At 66.4% G+C, this 15,772-nt stretch carries 18 protein-coding genes; 15 read left to right on the top strand and 3 right to left on the bottom strand.

Annotated elements, in window-relative coordinates; translation table 11 throughout:
- Nucleotides 1-12 precede the first annotated feature (12 nt).
- The 6 genes from BLU17_RS14350 to BLU17_RS14325 are packed head-to-tail and all read left to right on the top strand — an operon-like array spanning nt 13 to nt 5,457.
- Nucleotides 13-1,008 (top strand): HEAT repeat domain-containing protein, encoded by a 996-nt coding sequence (locus tag BLU17_RS14350; protein ID WP_091997499.1) that lies wholly within the window; start codon nt 13-15, stop codon nt 1,006-1,008.
- Entirely contained in the window at nt 1,005-1,361 is a 357-nt protein-coding gene (locus tag BLU17_RS14345) for a gamma-butyrobetaine hydroxylase-like domain-containing protein (protein ID WP_091997497.1), read from the top strand. The genes BLU17_RS14350 and BLU17_RS14345 overlap by 4 nt, the downstream gene beginning before the upstream one ends.
- Nucleotides 1,358-2,251 (top strand): ABC transporter ATP-binding protein, encoded by an 894-nt coding sequence (locus BLU17_RS14340; RefSeq protein ID WP_091997495.1) that lies wholly within the window; start codon nt 1,358-1,360, stop codon nt 2,249-2,251. The genes BLU17_RS14345 and BLU17_RS14340 overlap by 4 nt, the downstream gene beginning before the upstream one ends.
- Nucleotides 2,252-2,307: 56 nt before the next feature.
- Nucleotides 2,308-3,309: an ABC transporter substrate-binding protein gene (locus BLU17_RS14335; RefSeq protein ID WP_091997493.1), complete on the top strand. Its 1,002-nt coding sequence runs from the start codon at nt 2,308-2,310 to the stop codon at nt 3,307-3,309.
- Nucleotides 3,306-4,055, top strand: a complete 750-nt coding sequence (locus BLU17_RS14330; RefSeq protein ID WP_091997491.1) for an ABC transporter permease — start codon at nt 3,306-3,308, stop codon at nt 4,053-4,055. The genes BLU17_RS14335 and BLU17_RS14330 overlap by 4 nt, the downstream gene beginning before the upstream one ends.
- Nucleotides 4,056-4,062: 7 nt before the next feature.
- Nucleotides 4,063-5,457, top strand: a complete 1,395-nt coding sequence (locus tag BLU17_RS14325) for an allophanate hydrolase (RefSeq protein ID WP_176929093.1) — start codon at nt 4,063-4,065, stop codon at nt 5,455-5,457.
- A gap of 304 nt (nt 5,458-5,761) precedes the next feature.
- Here BLU17_RS14325 and BLU17_RS33155 read toward each other — a convergent pair whose 3' ends face one another.
- On the bottom strand, nt 5,762-5,899 hold the full coding sequence (locus tag BLU17_RS33155) for a hypothetical protein (RefSeq protein WP_176929092.1): 138 nt from the start codon (nt 5,897-5,899) through the stop codon (nt 5,762-5,764).
- Nucleotides 5,900-6,503: 604 nt separating this feature from the next.
- Here BLU17_RS33155 and BLU17_RS14320 point away from each other — a divergent pair.
- From BLU17_RS14320 to BLU17_RS14280, 9 genes are all read left to right on the top strand, one after another.
- Nucleotides 6,504-8,009: a ferritin family protein gene (locus BLU17_RS14320; RefSeq protein ID WP_091997487.1), complete on the top strand. Its 1,506-nt coding sequence runs from the start codon at nt 6,504-6,506 to the stop codon at nt 8,007-8,009.
- Between the two features lie 24 nt (nt 8,010-8,033).
- Nucleotides 8,034-8,294: a toluene-4-monooxygenase system B family protein gene (locus BLU17_RS14315; RefSeq protein WP_091997485.1), complete on the top strand. Its 261-nt coding sequence runs from the start codon at nt 8,034-8,036 to the stop codon at nt 8,292-8,294.
- Nucleotides 8,295-8,301: 7 nt separating this feature from the next.
- On the top strand, nt 8,302-8,637 hold the full coding sequence (locus BLU17_RS14310; RefSeq protein WP_091997483.1) for a monooxygenase system ferredoxin subunit: 336 nt from the start codon (nt 8,302-8,304) through the stop codon (nt 8,635-8,637).
- A 19-nt stretch (nt 8,638-8,656) separates the two neighbouring features.
- On the top strand, nt 8,657-8,971 hold the full coding sequence (locus BLU17_RS14305; RefSeq protein ID WP_091997481.1) for an MmoB/DmpM family protein: 315 nt from the start codon (nt 8,657-8,659) through the stop codon (nt 8,969-8,971).
- 12 nt (nt 8,972-8,983) lie between these two features.
- Nucleotides 8,984-9,970 (top strand): aromatic/alkene monooxygenase hydroxylase subunit beta, encoded by a 987-nt coding sequence (locus tag BLU17_RS14300; protein WP_091997479.1) that lies wholly within the window; start codon nt 8,984-8,986, stop codon nt 9,968-9,970.
- A gap of 75 nt (nt 9,971-10,045) precedes the next feature.
- On the top strand, nt 10,046-11,065 hold the full coding sequence (locus BLU17_RS14295; protein ID WP_091997477.1) for an NADH:ubiquinone reductase (Na(+)-transporting) subunit F: 1,020 nt from the start codon (nt 10,046-10,048) through the stop codon (nt 11,063-11,065).
- 212 nt (nt 11,066-11,277) lie between these two features.
- Complete coding sequence (locus BLU17_RS14290) at nt 11,278-13,056, top strand: sigma-54-dependent Fis family transcriptional regulator (protein WP_245746859.1); 1,779 nt, start codon at nt 11,278-11,280, stop codon at nt 13,054-13,056.
- 412 nt (nt 13,057-13,468) lie between these two features.
- Nucleotides 13,469-14,071 carry a hypothetical protein gene (locus BLU17_RS14285; RefSeq protein WP_091997475.1) on the top strand — a complete coding sequence of 201 codons (603 nt, stop codon included), beginning with the start codon at nt 13,469-13,471 and terminating at the stop codon, nt 14,069-14,071.
- Between the two features lie 34 nt (nt 14,072-14,105).
- Complete coding sequence (locus tag BLU17_RS14280) at nt 14,106-14,825, top strand: Bax inhibitor-1/YccA family protein (RefSeq protein ID WP_091997473.1); 720 nt, start codon at nt 14,106-14,108, stop codon at nt 14,823-14,825.
- A gap of 273 nt (nt 14,826-15,098) precedes the next feature.
- Here BLU17_RS14280 and BLU17_RS14275 read toward each other — a convergent pair whose 3' ends face one another.
- Both BLU17_RS14275 and BLU17_RS14270 read right to left on the bottom strand, forming a co-directional pair.
- Nucleotides 15,099-15,548, bottom strand: coding sequence for a CBS domain-containing protein (locus BLU17_RS14275; RefSeq protein ID WP_091997471.1), 450 nt, complete (start codon nt 15,546-15,548; stop codon nt 15,099-15,101).
- Entirely contained in the window at nt 15,545-15,757 is a 213-nt protein-coding gene (locus tag BLU17_RS14270; protein ID WP_091997469.1) for a hypothetical protein, read from the bottom strand. Before BLU17_RS14270 ends, BLU17_RS14275 begins: the two co-directional genes overlap by 4 nt.
- Nucleotides 15,758-15,772 lie beyond the last annotated feature (15 nt).

Below are 15,772 nucleotides of genomic sequence, written 5' to 3'. Positions count from 1 at the left end.
TCTTCGTTACCTATGACCGTTTCCTCGCTGCCCCTCGCGAACGCGCAGAACTTGCCCGCCGAAGCTGCCGCGCTGCTTGCTCGCCTCGCCGACGCCGACCCCGCCGTGCGCCGCATCGCGCTATTCGAACTCGCGGATCTGGAAGACCCCGCGCTGCTGCCCGCGTTCGTTGCGGCATTGCGCGAGGACCCCGCGCCCGACGTGCGGCGCGAAGCGGCCGCCGTGCTGGCTGCATGGGAAGAGGACGATGTCGTCGAAGCGCTCTGCGCCGCGTTGCTCGATGGCGACGACGATGTGCGCGCAGCGGCCGCTCAGAGCCTGTCGGAATTGAAGGCGCCGTCATCGGGGCACGTGCTGCGCCGCTGGGCCGCGCGGCCCGAGCCGTTCGTGCGCCGCTCCGTGCTGCGCGGCCTGCGCGAACTGCGCTTCGCGCAGGCGTTCGAGCCGGCGCTGCACGCGCTGCCCGACGCGAGCGCCGAGGTGCGGATCGAGGCCGTCGCGGTGCTCGGCTGGTTGAAGGACGCGCGCGCGCTCGCGCCGCTTGCTTCGCTCGCCGCCGGCGACCCGCACGCCGACGTGAGGCGCGCGGCGGTCGGCGCGCTCGGGTTCGCGTCGCCGTCCGATCCGGCAATCGTCGATGCGCTGCTCGCGGCGTTGCGCGATCCGGCGTGGCAGGTCCGCGAAGAGGCGGCGACCACGCTCGGCAAGCTGCGCGCGGCGTCGGCAAGCGAACCGCTGATCGCCGCGCTCGACGACGCTTACTGGCAAGTGAGATTGCGCGCGGTCCGCGCACTCGGGCAACTGCGCGACGCGCGAGCGGCGTCCGCCGTCGCGGCGCTGCTCGCGCACACGATCAGCAATCTGCGCAAGGAGGCCGCGCTTGCGCTCGGCGAACTGGGCTCGCGCGACTCGCTGCCCGCGCTGCGAGCCGCGCTCGAAGACCGCGATCCGGACGTGCGCAAGGCGATACGCATCGCGATCGGCCAGATTGAAGGCCGCGCGCCATGAGAACGCCGGACGAGATCCGCATCGACGCCACGGCCCGCGTGCTCACGCTGCGCTGGCCGGACGGCGAGACCCAGCGCATCGCGCATGCGCAACTGCGCGCGGCGTGCCCATGCGCCGGATGCAGGCGTGTCCGGCTCGCCGGCAACCCGGCCGCCGCCGTCGTAGTCTCCCCGGACGTGACGTTGAGCGGCATCGAGCCGATGGGTTATGGCGTGCAGCTCTCGTTCAGCGACGGCCACGCGCGCGGCATCTACCCGTGGTCGTGGCTTCACGCGCTGGGCCGTGGCAACCCGGGCGGCGAAGCGTGGCCGCCTTCATTCTCGCCGGGCCATCTGCCCGAGGCCAGCCAATGAGTGCGGACGCCGGCCATCTGCAAGTCGCGCACCTGTCGATCGGCTTCGAAGGGCGGCGCCCCTACCCGTGGCAACGACCCGCGGCGGCCGTACAGGCGCTCGACGACGTCAGCCTCGAAGTCGCGCCGGGCGAGTTCGTCGCGGTAATCGGCCCGTCCGGTTGCGGAAAATCGTCGCTGCTCAATGCCGTGGCGGGGTTCCAGCGGCCCGCGTCCGGCGCCATCACGATCGACGGCCGCCCGGTGATCGGGCCGGGCGCCGACCGCGGCGTCGTGTTCCAGCAATATTCGCTGTTTCCGTGGATGAGCGTGCGCGCCAACGTCGAGTACGGACTCAAGCGTCGGGGCATGCCGCGCGCCCAGCGCCGCGAGCGCGCTCGCGAACTACTCGCGATGGCGGGCCTTTCGTCGATCGAGACGATGTTTCCGGAGCAGCTTTCGGGCGGCATGAGGCAGCGCGTCGGCATCGTGCGCGCGCTCGCGACGTCGCCGCGCATCCTGCTGATGGACGAGCCTTTCGGCGCGCTCGACGCGCAAACGCGCACGATCATGCAGGAACTGCTCACGTCGATGTGGCGCAGCCTGCGGCTTTCGGTGCTTCTGATCACGCACGACATCGACGAGGCGATCTTTCTCTCGGACCGCATCTACGTGATGACGGCTCGCCCCGGCCGGATCAAGGAGATCGTGCCGGTGCCGCTCGCGCGGCCCCGCGACGAAGCCACGACGCGGTCGGTCGAGTTCTTTTCGATCCGCTCGCGGCTGCTCGCGCTGCTGCGCGACGAAAGCCTCAAGGCCTTCGACGACGACGCACCTCGGGCAACCACGGACGCGGAGCCTTCCGCCCCGGCCGGCGAGCCCGTTGCATACGCCACGGCACCGGAGGGCTGATGCGACCGGCGCGGCTTTGGACGACACCTTCACCACATCTGCTTTCGGGGATTCTCATGCACGACCGCTTCACGCACTTCGGCAAGCTGCTCGCGGCAGCCCTTGCCGCGGCACTCGTCTCGTCCGCCGCCCACGCCGCCGAAACGGTACGCCTCGCGCAGAATCTCGCGCCGATTTCCGGCCTGACGATCATCGCGAAGGAACGCGGCTTTTTCGAGAAGAACGGGCTGGACGTCGTAGTCAGCAATTTCAGCAGCGGCCGCGAGGCGCTTCAGACGGTGCTCGGCGGCGGCGCGGACGTGGCGACCACGGCCGAGGCGCCGGTGACGGCCGCCGTATTCGCCGGCCAGAAGATAGCACTGCTCGCGCGGATGGAATATTCGGACGACAAGACGCTCGCGCGCACGGACGCGCACATCGCGACGCCCGCCGACCTGCGCGGCAAACGCATCGGCTTCAGCGCGGGCACCGGCAGCGACATCTACACGAACACGCTGCTGCAACGCGCGGGCCTGAAGCCCGGCGACGTGACGCTCGTGAACCTGCGCCCGCAGGACATGCCGGCCGCGCTCGCCAGCGGGAGCATCGACGCCTACGACAGTTGGGAGCCTTTCATCTCGAACGGCAAGAAGGCGCTCGGCGCCGACGCGCGCGAGCTGCCGACCCAGGGTGTCTATGCGGAGACGTTCAATATCGTCGTCGAGCAGGCATGGCTGCAGGCGCATCGCACGGCCGCCGCCGCATTCCTGCGCGCGCTGCTCGAAGCCGAACAGTGGCTGAAGGCGCATCCGGACGACGCGATCACGACGATCGCCGCTGCCACGCGCATGCCGCGCGACGACCTGGCCGCGATCTGGCATGACTACGTGTTCGATCTGACGCTCGATGCGCGCACGCTCGATACGCTGCAGCGTCACGCGCAATGGCGACTCGCGACCGGCAATGCGCCGCAAGGCGCAGCGTTGCCCGACTTCGGCCGCATCGTTTTCAGCGCGCCGCTCGCGCAGGTCGCGGCCGACCGCGTGCGGCTGCCGGCGCGCGCGGGCAACGCGCAATGAGGCGCGCGGCGTTCCTCGCGACGATGCTCTCGCTGCCGCTCTTTGCCGGGCTATGGCAGCTCGCGGCGGCATCGCACCTCGTCAACGCGCTGCTGTTTCCCCCGCCCACGCGGGTCCTGCAGGCACTCTACGGCTATCTCGGCAGCCGCGAAGGATGGACCGACATTGGCTGGAGCCTTGCGCGCGCGGCCATCGGCTACGGCGCGGGCGCGGCGGCGGGCATCGCCACCGGCCTGCTGACGGGCGCGAACCGCGTCGCGGCCGGCCTCTTCACGCCGGTATTCCAGCTGCTGCGCCCTATCCCGCCCATCGCGTTCGTGCCGATCGTCATCGTCTGGTTCGGACTCAGCGAGTTCGGCAAATGGTTCGTGGTCTGCTGGGGCGTGTTCTTCACGGTCTGGCTCTCGACCCATCTCGGCCTGCAGCGCACCAGCGAAACCTACGTGCGCGCGGCACGTTCGCTCGGCGCCGATGCGTCGACAGTGCTGTGGACGATCCGGCTGCCTGCCGCGTTGCCGTTCGTGTTCGTCGGCTTGCGCACCGGCATCACGATTGCGTTTTATGCGCTCGTTTCCGCCGAACTGGCCGGCGCATCGGCCGGCGTCGCGTATCGCCTCGCCATCACGCAGCAGAACCTGCAGATCGCCACGATGATGGCCGGCCTGCTCGTACTCGGCTTTCTCTCGCTGCTCGCCGACCGCCTCTTCGAGGCGCTCGCGCGGCATGTCGTTCACTGGTCGTCCTGACGCCGCCATGACTCTCTCCCGCCTGAGCCTCGATTTCCAGTCGCTCGCCGATGCGTACGCGAACGGGGCGATCACCCCTGTGTCGCTGATCGACGAGATCTACCGCCGTCTCGCAGCACGTGCCGGCGACCACGTGTGGACGCACGTGGTCGGGCACGACGCCGCGCGTGCCGCGGCGCAGCGCATCGAACGCGCGCGTCGCGCTGGCGCGTCGTTGCCGCTCTACGGCATTCCATTCGGTGTGAAGGACAACATCGACGCGGCCGGTCTGCCCACCACGGCGGGGTGCCCGGCATTCGGCTACATCGCGGAACGCAGCGCGCCGCTCGTCGCGCGGCTCGAAGCCGCTGGCGCCATCCTGATCGGCAAGCAGAACATGGATCACTTCGCCACCGGTCTCGTCGGCATCCGGTCGTTGACCGGCCACTGTCGCAACGCGTTCGACGAACGGTATATTCCGGGCGGCTCGAGCTCGGGATCGGCCGTTGCGGTGGCAACCGGCCAGGCCGCGTTCTCGATCGGTTCCGACACCGGCGGCTCGGGCCGGGTGCCCGCCGCGCTCAACAACGTCGTCGGCCTCAAGCCCACGCCAGGCGCAATCGAAACGGAAGGCATGTTGTACTGCAATCGCAGCTTCGACGTACCGCCCGTGTTCGCCCTTACGGTCGGCGATGCGGGCCGGGTGTTCGACGTGCTGACGAAGCAGGACGCCCAATCCGCAACGATCAGCAGCGGCTCGGCGCATGCGGACGCACGTACCGCGTTCCGCTTCGGCATTCCGCGCGAGGACGAACTGCGCTTCTTCGGCGATCGCGACGCGGAAGCTCACTACCGGGCCGTCGTCGGCATGCTGGAAGATCTCGGCGGCGAAGCGATTGGCGTCGACTATGCGCCGTTCGCCGAAGCGGGCGGGCTGGTTTTCGGCAGCGCGCTGGTCGCCGAGCGCTGGATCACGTATGGCGAATTCGCGGCGACGCACCGCGACGACGTCCATCCTGCCGTGTACGACGCGATCGTCGCTGCACGAAAATACGACGCCGCCGATGCGTTCCGCGCGCTCTACCGACAGCACGCGCTGAGGGGCCGCGCGCTGCGGGTCTTCGACGATATCGACGTCCTTGCCCTGCCGACCGCGGGAACGATCTACCGATGCGACGAGGTGGAGCGGGATCCGGTGAGCCTGAACGCGAACATGGGCTATTACACTTATTTCGCGAATCCGCTGGGGCTGGCCGCCATCAGCGTGCCAGCCGGCTTTACCGCCCGGAATCTGCCGTTCGGATTGAGCCTCGTGGGGCCCGCGTCGAGCGAGAAGGCGCTGCTCTCGCTTGCCGCCCGCGTAGAGCGCCAGGTCGCCGGACCGCTGGGGGCGACCGGGTTGCGTAACGAAACGCTTCGCTGACGGGGTTCCCCGGCGCCCTCGCGAGCGGGACGCCGCGGACGCGTAGAAGTTCGCCTCGGGGAGCCTGAACTTCCGTTGGACCGCAGGCGCCGCGACCGCTGCGCCCGGCGTCAAGGCCGGCGCGGAGCAGACCCCGAAGCGCAGGATCGACCGCAACGAACTGAAAGCAATCGCGGTACCGGTCATGGAAGGTTGAGCGGCCCCGAAACCAGGTGACCAGCGCGGGCTGGCAGAGTGGCCAACGCCGCCAGGTTGCACAGCGGCAGCGTTAGCTAGCGCCCGGCGACGAGTTCGACCTCCGACGTTACGGCGCCGTCTGCCGGTCCTTCCGCGCGTGACGCCGTGCAGCGTCTTTTTCGTGGTCGAGGCGCTTGCGGCTGGCGACATGACGTACGACTTTCACAAAGCCCTTGAACGTCGCATCCATGATCGGCGTCGCCACGCCACTGCAAAAGACGCGGCGCCGGTCCTTGGCGGGAGTCCAGCGCTCATTCTCCGGCACACGGGCATTGCGCGCGTTGCAGGATCTGGTCCGCATGGCTGTCGTCCGTTGCGGACATACGAAGAATGACGACGAACGCCAGATCCATTGAAACCGGCGCGTTCTCGAAGAGGCTGACCCGCCTCGTCTCCCGTCGTCACAGCACGCAAAGCATGATTCGGCATCCGAAATAATAGGTGCTTTTGGCGAAAACGATCACGTCACAAGGAACCCCCTTGCATTCAGGCGTCCGGATCGTTCAGTCATTTATGTTTTTAACACTCACTGAATAAATATCGATATTTTTATCAATTGATCAAGCGCCGGCTGCTCACAGCGGATCCGGAATTTAAGCAGAACATCAAACGCACACGTGCTTACGGCGAAAACAAGTGCCGGCACATGGGGAGTCGCGTGTTCACGCGGCGAAAAATCTCGGGATTTTCCCTCATCGGCACGACTACAGCCTGCTCCCTGGCATCGACCTTGCTCTGAAAGAAGCCGCCCGGTGCAACGGATGTTGTGCCGGACAGGCGCAATTCCCATCCCAACAAGGAGACATCACATGGCGTTACTGGAACGTGCGGCCTGGTACGACATCGCCCGTGCCACCAACTGGACCCCGACTTATGTCGCCGAGTCCGATCTCTTTCCCGATCTCATGTCCGGTGCCCAGGGCATTCCCATGGCGAGTTGGGAGACCTACGACGAACCGTACAAGACGTCCTATCCCGAGTACGTCCGCGTCCAGCGCGAGAAGGACGCCGGCGCCTACTCCGTGAAGGCCGCGCTCGAGCGCAGCCGCATGTTCGAGGAAGCCGATCCTGGCTGGCTTTCCATCCTGAAGTCTCATTACGGCGCCATTGCGCTCGGCGAGTATGCGGCCATGAGCGCCGAAGCACGCATGGCGCGCTTCGGCCGCGCGCCCGGTATGCGCAACATGGCCACCTTCGGCATGCTCGACGAGAACCGTCATGGCCAGTTGCAGCTCTATTTCCCGCACGATTACTGCCCGAAAGACCGTCAGTTCGACTGGGCGCACAAGGCCTATCACACGAATGAGTGGGGTGCGATTGCCGCCCGCAGCACCTTCGACGATCTGTTCATGTCGCGCAGCGCGATCGAGATCGCCGTCATGCTCACGTTTGCATTCGAAACCGGCTTCACCAACATGCAGTTTCTCGGCCTCGCAGCCGACGCCGCCGAAGCGGGCGACTTCACCTTCGCAAGCCTGATTTCCAGCATTCAGACCGACGAGTCGCGCCATGCGCAAATCGGCGGCCCGGCGTTGCAGATCCTGATCGCCAACGGCCGCAAGGAAGAAGCCCAGAAACTCGTGGACATCGCCATCGCGCGCGCGTGGCGCCTCTTCTGTCTGCTCACGGGCTCGTCGATGGATTATGCGACGCCGCTCGAACATCGCAAGCAGTCGTTCAAGGAATTCATGCGTGAGTGGATCGTCGGCCAGTTCGAACGCACGCTGATCGATCTGGGTCTGGACCTGCCGTGGTACTGGGACCAGATGATCCACGAGTTCGACTACCAGCATCACGCGTATCAGCTCGGCATCTGGTTCTGGCGCCCCACGGTCTGGTGGAACCCCGCCGCCGGCATGACGCCCGAATGCCGCGACTGGCTCGAAGAAAAGTACCCGGGCTGGAACGACACGTTCGGCAAGGCCTGGGACGTCGTCATCGAGAACCTGCTCGCGGGCAAGCCCGAGCTCACCATGCCCGAAACGCTGCCGATCGTCTGCAACATGAGCCAGTTGCCCATCTGCGCCATTCCGGGCAACGGATGGAACGTGAAGGACTATCCGCTCGATTACAACGGCCGCACGTACCACTTCAACTCCGAGATCGACCGCTGGGTGTTTCAGCAGGACCCGGTGCGCTACCGCGACCACCTCACGCTCGTCGATCGCTTCCTCGCGGGCCACATCCAGCCGCCCGACCTGACGGGCGCATTGAAGTACATGGGGCTGGCGCCGGGCGAGAGCGGAGACGATGCGCACAAATATGCGTGGGTCGAGGCATACCGCAACACGCATGACAACAAGAAGGCCGCCTGAAGCGGCGCGTCAATGGAGGACGACATGGCACTTTTTCCTGTGATTTCCAATTTTCAGTACGACTTCGTATTGCAGCTCGTTCCAGTGGACACCGGCAACACGATGGACGAGGTTGCCGCCGCCGCCGCGCACCATTCGGTGGGCCGGCGCGTCGCGCCGCGGCCCGGCAAGGTCGTGCGCGTGCGTCGCCAGGGCGGCGAGCAGTTCTATGCGCGCGACGCGAAGCTCGAAGAAACCGACATCAAGCCGATGGAAACGCTCGAATTTATCTTTTGCGACGAATGAGGTCGAGATGAAATACCAGAAAGTTTGCACGCTCGACGACCTGTGGGAAGGCGAAATGACCGAAGTGGAAGTGGACGGCCACGTGATCGTGCTGGTGCGCCCCGAAGGCGGGGAGCCGCGCGCGTTTCAGGGTATCTGCCCACACCAGGACATCCCGCTCGTGGAAGGCAAGTTCGACGGCCGCGTACTGATGTGCCGCGCCCATCAGTGGACCTTCGACGCAAATACCGGCGAAGGGATCAATCCAGGCGACTGCCGTCTTGCCGAGTACGCCGTGAAGATCGAAGGCGACGATGTCCTTGTTGCCGTGGGTGGCGTCGAACCGCTATTTTCGCATTCCTGATGTTTCCGGAGAACACACCATGACCACCGACAACACCGCCGATGCCTACCGCAACAACCGCGTGGGGCCCGTGCTTCGCGCGGGCAGCATTACGGCCGGCGTCATCGAAGCCGCGCACGAGGACAATCCCGGCAAGGAGATTCGCGTCGACGACAAACTCGCCTATGTGCGCATCGACACCGATGGCGAGTTGATCCTGCGCCGCGCCACGCTGGAGGAAACGCTGGGCCGGCCGTTCAGGATGTCCGAGCTCGAAGTCAACCTCAGCTCGTTTGCCGGCCGCATCGAAACGACCGATGACTACGTGCGCTTCTACTACGAGAAAACGCTTTAACCGGAGACGAGCATGACCCAACCCGAAGTCCTCAAGCCGCTGAAAACGTGGAGCCATCTGGCCGGCCGCCGGCGCAAGCCGAGCGAGTACGAAATCGTCTCGACCAACCTGCACTACACGACCGACAACCCCGACGCGCCCTTCGAGCTCGACCCGAACTTCGCAATGGCGCAATGGTTCAAGCGCAACCGCAACGCCTCGCCGTTGACGCACCCCGACTGGAACGCATTTCGCGATCCCGACGAGCTCGTCTACCGCACCTACAACATGCTGCAGGATGGTCAGGAAACCTATGTATTCGGACTGCTCGACCAGTTCTCGGCGCGCGGCCATGACGCGATGCTCTCGCCGACGTGGGCCGGTACGCTCGCGCGGCTCTATACGCCCGCTCGCTTCCTGTTTCATGCGCTGCAAATGGGCTCGGCCTATCTGACCCAGATGGCGCCCGCCTCCACGATCTCCAACTGTTGCGCGTACCAGAGCGCGGACTCGTTGCGCTGGCTCACGCATACCGCGTATCGCACGAAGGAGCTGTCGCAGACCTTTGCCGACCTCGGCTTCGGCAGCGAGGAGCGCGGCGTCTGGGAGCGCGACCCGGCATGGCAGGGGTGGCGCAAGCTCGTCGAGCAGGCGCTTACGGCGTGGGACTGGGCGGAAAGCTTCGTCGCGCTGAACCTCGTCGTGCGCCCCGCCGTGGAAGAAACCGTCTTGCGCGGACTCGGATTCGCGGCGCGTCACAACAACGACACGCTACTGGGGCTCATCACCGACGCCCAGCTCGCCGATGCGCAGCGCCATCGGCGTTGGGCCACCGCGCTGGTACGGATGGCCCTCGAGCAGGAAGGCAATCACGCCGTGCTGAGCGCGTGGGCAAGCAAGTGGGCGCCGCTCGCGGACGACGCCATCGAGGCGTGGTGCGCCGCCCTGCCCGACGCAAGCGGCGCAAGCGCTTGCGCGAAGGAAGCCACGCGCGAGTTCAGGCGGGCGATCGGCCTCTGAAGCCAGAGCCTGCGGAGCATCGGGCTGTGAAGCAAGTGCCGGCGCAAGCCGGCCACGAAACTCTGGAAGCGATAAATGGAACATCGGGAACATCGGGAACACCGGATCACGATCGAGGGCGGCGCGCAGTTCAGCGTCGGCGCCGAGGAAGACAGCCTGCTGCGCGGCGCATTGCGCGCCGATGTCGGACTGCCGCACGAGTGCAGCGTGGGCGGATGTGGCGCGTGCCGCTTCGAACTCGTCGAAGGCGACATGGAAACGCTCTGGGCGCAGGCGCCGGGGCTCACCGAACGCGAGCGCAAGCGCGGCAAACGGCTCGCATGCCAGTCGCGGCCGCTCAGCGATTGCACGATACGCGTTCGCTGCGACGACAGCTATCTTCCTGCCGTGGCGCCCGCCCGCTGGTTGGCAAGACTCGAACGCCGTCGCGCGCTGACGCCGGACATGAGCGAATTCACGTTTCACATTCCCGCGCGCGCGCAGTTCCGTGCGGGGCAGTACGCGCTGCTCTACCCATCCCGGACGCAAGGCGCGCGGGCCTATTCGATGTCCAACCTGCCCAACGGCGAGGGGCTGTGGCAATTCATCATCCGGCGCGTGCCGGGGGGCGCGGGCAGCAATGCGCTGTTCGACTCGCTCCAGGCCGGCGACCAGATCGCAATGGACGGGCCCTACGGGCATGGCTATCTGCGCGACGACAACGCTCGCGACATCGTGTGCATTGCGGGTGGCTCGGGTTTCGCGCCCATGCTTTCGGTCGCACGCGGTGTGCTTGCGCAGGCCGGCAAACGGTGCGTGCACTTCTTCTATGGCGCGCGCACGCAAGCCGACCTTGGCGCCGCCGCGGAACTCGACGAGCTTGCGCAAGGGCGTCTACGCGCTTCGATCGTGCTGTCGTCTCCAGAGCCCTCGTTGCCATGGCGGGGCGCAACCGGCTTCGTGCATGCGGAAGTCGAACGCTCGCTCGCCGCGCCGCTCGATCAGCACGAGTTCTATTTTGCAGGGCCGCCGCCCATGATTGAGGCCGTGCAGGAAATGCTGATGCAAAGACATCGCGTGCCGTACAACCAGCTTCACTTCGACCGTTTCGTCTGAACGCCGCTCTCCGGCCGAACGAGCCGGGCGCAACCCGCCGCTACGCTCAGGATCGCGTATTAACACCAATCGCCACTGCCTGGGCGGTGGAGTAACCTGATCTGGTTATTGTCCAATTCCCGCTCCCGGCGCAGGCGGCGCATCATCCGCGCGGCGATTCCGCCACATCGCGCATGGCCTCGAGCCCCACTCCGGTAGCCATCGAGGTCAGCATGCCCAAGAGCCGCACGCGCGGAGTCGCCCGGACTCCCTCTCGCACGGATACGCCCGGTCAACTGGCCGAGCGCCAACGGTCGAAAGAGATCCGCGTTCCCGCCATCCACGATCTGGCCAAGCGGCTGCGCTTCGCGCCTCAGCAGGGCCGCATCTGGCTCGACGACCAGCGCATGATGCTCATGCACATCAGCTCGCTCGGCGCGCTGCGCCAGGAGCTGATCGAGAGCCTCGGCAAGGAAACGGCTCGTGGCCTCGTGACCCGAATCGGCTATCAGGCCGGCTCGCGCGATGCCGCGATGACGCGCAAGGTGCGCGCCGGCTCCAACCGCTACGACGATTTTCTCGCGGGTCCTCAACTCGTGTCGCTCGAAGGCATCGTCCATTGCGAGCCGAATGCGCTCGATATCGACGTCGAGCGCGGTCACTACTTCGGCGACTTCTCCCTGATCGACTGCGCCGAAGCCGAGGCCCATATCGCGAGCTATGGCATCGGTAACGAATCGGTGTGCTGGATGCTGATCGGCTATGCCTGCGGCTATACGAGCGCCTTCATGGGGCGGCCTATTCTCTGGCGCGAAATCGAATGCCGGGGGATGGGCCACGCGAAATGCCGCGTGGTCGGCAAGCCCGTGGAAGATTGGGACGACCCGCAGGACGACCTGCGTTTCCTGCAGATCGGCGACTTCGTCAAATGGTCGCTCGAGCCGCAGGCGATGCTGCCCGCAACGAGCCGCATCGCCGAGCGTCTCGCCAACGCCCCTGAGAACAGCTTTGGCGTCGTGGGCATCTCGGCGGGTTTCAATACCGTCTGCCACATGGTCAACAAGGTCGCCCCTACCGAGGCGACGGTGCTCTTTCTCGGTGAAAGCGGCGTAGGCAAGGAAGTTTTCGCCAACAACCTGCACCGCCTCAGCAAACGCGCGGACGGCCCGTTCGTGGCGGTCAACTGCGCGGCGATTCCCGAGCATCTCATGGAGTCCGAACTGTTCGGCGTGGAGCGCGGCGGCTATACGGGGGCCACGTCTTCGCGCCCGGGGCGCTTCGAGCGCGCCAACGGCGGCACGCTCTTTCTCGACGAAGTCGGCACGCTGAGCTTCACTGCCCAAGGCAAGCTCCTGCGCGCGCTGCAGCAAGGCGAACTCGAGCGCGTGGGCGACACGCGCACGCGCAAGATCGACGTGAGAGTCGTGGCGGCGACCAATGTGAATCTGCGGGAGGCCGTGAAGGCGGGACAGTTCCGTGAGGACCTGTTCTTCCGCCTGAACGTATTCCCGATTCAGGTGCCGCCGCTGCGCGAGCGGCGCGACGACATTCCGTTGATGATGAACTGGTTCTTGCAGCGCCTCGCCAAGAAGCACGGCAAGCTCATCACCGGGTTTCGCGAGCGCGCCGTGGACGCCCTCATCAGCTATGGGTGGCCCGGCAACGTGCGCGAGCTCGAAAACATGATCGAGCGCGCCGTGATCCTTGCCGAGGACGGCGGTGCGCTCGACCTGTGCCATCTGTTTACCACGGGCGAGGAAATCGACGTTTCATCGTTCATGCTGAAGCGCAGCGGCAATATCGCGCCGCTCGGGGAACCGGTCGAGCCTGCCCCGCCCTCCACGCTCGCCGCCGGAATTCCGGGGCTCGCCGAAACCGAAGCCGCCATGCTGCATGCAGCCGTTGCCGAAGCGAACGGCAATCTTTCGCTGGCCGCCCGCGTGCTGGGCATCAGCCGGCCCAAGCTGGCCTACCGCCTGCGCAAATACGGCATCCCCATCGAGCGCGACTGACCCGCGCGGAACCGCCGGCCCGGGTTGTGGCGGTACTCCGCGCCAACCGCGAACCCATTGATGTCGCGGCAATGCCGCGGCAGGACAGAGCCAGGCTGGCGCCCGCGCCCGCCCGGCCGCCTACGCGCATGCCGTCTCGCGCGCCCCGGGCCACCATAATCCTCCGATGATCGCGCGCCTCGACTACGGCCTGCTGCGCGCTGCATCTCGCAGCGCCGCGGCCGGTCGACGTGGCAAGCACTGGAACGAACGGGCGTAAAACGCTTGATGCATATCAAGCGTGACAGCGTGAAAAAAGGCAACCCTGTACCTCGAGACGCGTTTTTCGGGGCGCCGATCATGCGCTGCGCTCGCGCCACGGCGCGCACCCTGGAAGACGCGCGTACGGTTTCCATACAACGGAGAAGGCACCATGCAACGCATATGGCGAAGTGGAATTCTTCCTGGTGTAGCAGCGCTCGCCATTGGCGCGTCGTCGATATGCACGGCGTCCGCCGACGAAACCACTGCGCCGGCGGCGCCCGCCGACCTGGTCTCGGGCACCAGCGTCAGACATGCGAACGCGGTCGTTTTCGCCATCGATACCGGGCGCAACAGCATCACGCTGCTCGAAGACAACGGCGAGCCCGTGGACGTGATGGTCGACCGGAGCCTGGGAAACGTCGCCAAACTTCAGCTTGGCGACACCGTCGCCGTCACGTTCAGCCGGGCGCTGCTGCTGCGCGCCGACAAGTCCAACCCGAGCGGAATACGCGAGCGCGTCGACAAGGGATACACCTCGGGCGTCTCGCTCGGTTCGTCCCTCTCCCTCTATCGGGTCGCGGCGGTGGCAACCGTCATGCAGGTCGATCGCGACAAGCACGAGATCACCTTGCGCGGCCCGACGCGCACAGTGACGCTGCAGGCGTCGGCGGATAGCCTGCTCGACGGGCTCAAGCCGGGGGACAGCGTGAAGGTCGACTATGTCGAGGCAACGGCCGTCCAGATCACGCGAGACGGCGTGCCGCTGCGCTGAACCGGTCTCGCAATCTCGCGCCAGGGGACTGACCATGAAAAACGACTTTGCCGACGGCTCGCGGCTGAACGAGGACCCGCGGGGACAGGAATGGGGCGACGCCGGCCTCAGGCGGTACATGCTGCGCGTCTACAACTACATGGCCGCGGGCCTGCTGCTGACCGGCGCCATCGCCTGGATCGGAGCGACAAGTGGTTTGTATGCGTCGATCGCCGCCACGCCCCTCTTCTGGATCGTGCTGCTCGCGCCGCTTGCGCTCGTCCTGTTGCTGAGCTTTCGCATCGAGCGCATCGGCCTCGGCGCGGCGCAGGTGAGCTTCTGGGCCTATGCCGCACTGGTTGGCCTGTCGCTATCGGGCATCTTCCTCGTGTACACGGGCGAAAGCATCGCACGCGTGTTCGTCATCAGCGCGGCGACCTACGGCGCAACCAGCCTCTATGGCTACACGACGCGGGCCGACCTCTCGCGCTTCGGGTCGTTCCTGTTCATGGGGCTCGTCGGCATCGTGATCGCCGGGCTCGTCAATCTCTTCGTTGCCTCGACCGCGTTGCAGTTCGTCGTCTCCGTGATCGGCGTGATCGTGTTCACGGGCCTCACCGCATACGATACGCAGCGCATCCGCGATATCTATGTCGGGGCGGAAGATGATGCCGTCGCAGGCAAGAAGGCGATCATGGGCGCGCTTGCGCTCTATCTCGACTTTCTCAACATCTTCCTCATCCTGCTGCGCCTGATGGGCGACCGCCGCCGTTAGGCCCGATCCCGTCGCGTCGCCGCGACCTGCGACGATATCGGGGCTCGATGTCGCGTCTGGGCGCCTGTGCGTGCCTGTGGGCGCCTGTGCCATCGGCCGCAGATGTGCGGGGTGCGTACGCACCCCGTCGAGGATCGAGCGCAGGAATCGAATGCCCCCGCGCCGTCTGAACCCCGCCGTCGTCCCGCGTCGCGAGGAGAAAACCACGAGGCCCCGCGACGGGGCATTCATGACCGCCTCCACGGGATTTTGCTGCTGCACGAACAGCGCCGCCTAGCTGCGGCGCTTCTCTTCGAAATGCTCCTGGCGCGCCGCGATGAGACGCAGCTCGTCGAGCAGGTTCGCGGCGGCATGATGCAGGTCGTCGAGCGTGACGATGCCCACCAGTCCGCCATCCTCGCCGACCACGGGCAGCCGGCGCACGCCATGCAGGCGCATGCGCTTCGCGAGCAGCCAGAAGTCGTCGGCGCCCTGGGCGAGCACGAGGGGCGCCGACATCACTTCGCCGGCATACAGCGTGGACGGCGACGCGTCCCGGCTCACCACGGCCAGCACGATGTCGCGATCGGTCAGCACGCCGACCGGCACGCGCACGCCCGCCTCCTCGCGCACCACCACGAGATCGCCCGCGTGCAGCGCGCGCATTCTGGCCGCCGCTTCGACGATCGACGTTTGTGGGCCGCAGGTGGCGACTTCGCGTGTGCACAGCGAGAAAGCATTCATTTCGCCTCCTTCCATCCGGCCAGCAATTGTTCGCACGAGGCCGGCGGGCTCGCCTGCTCGCAAGCGGCCGCATTGGCGGCGAGCGCGTCGGCGAGGCGCTGCACGGATACGCCGCACCGCGCGGCGACGATGAAGCCCGCGCAGGCGATAGCCGACGCCGTCACCATGCCGAACGCCAGCCATTCGAATCGACGAAACAAGCGATACATGACCCTGCTCCTCGT

Source organism: Paraburkholderia lycopersici (assembly GCF_900096975.1).
Lineage (GTDB): Bacteria > Pseudomonadota > Gammaproteobacteria > Burkholderiales > Burkholderiaceae > Paraburkholderia > Paraburkholderia lycopersici.
The sequence above is the reverse complement of the archived record's forward strand: the minus strand, read 5'-3'. Positions and strand labels throughout refer to the sequence as shown.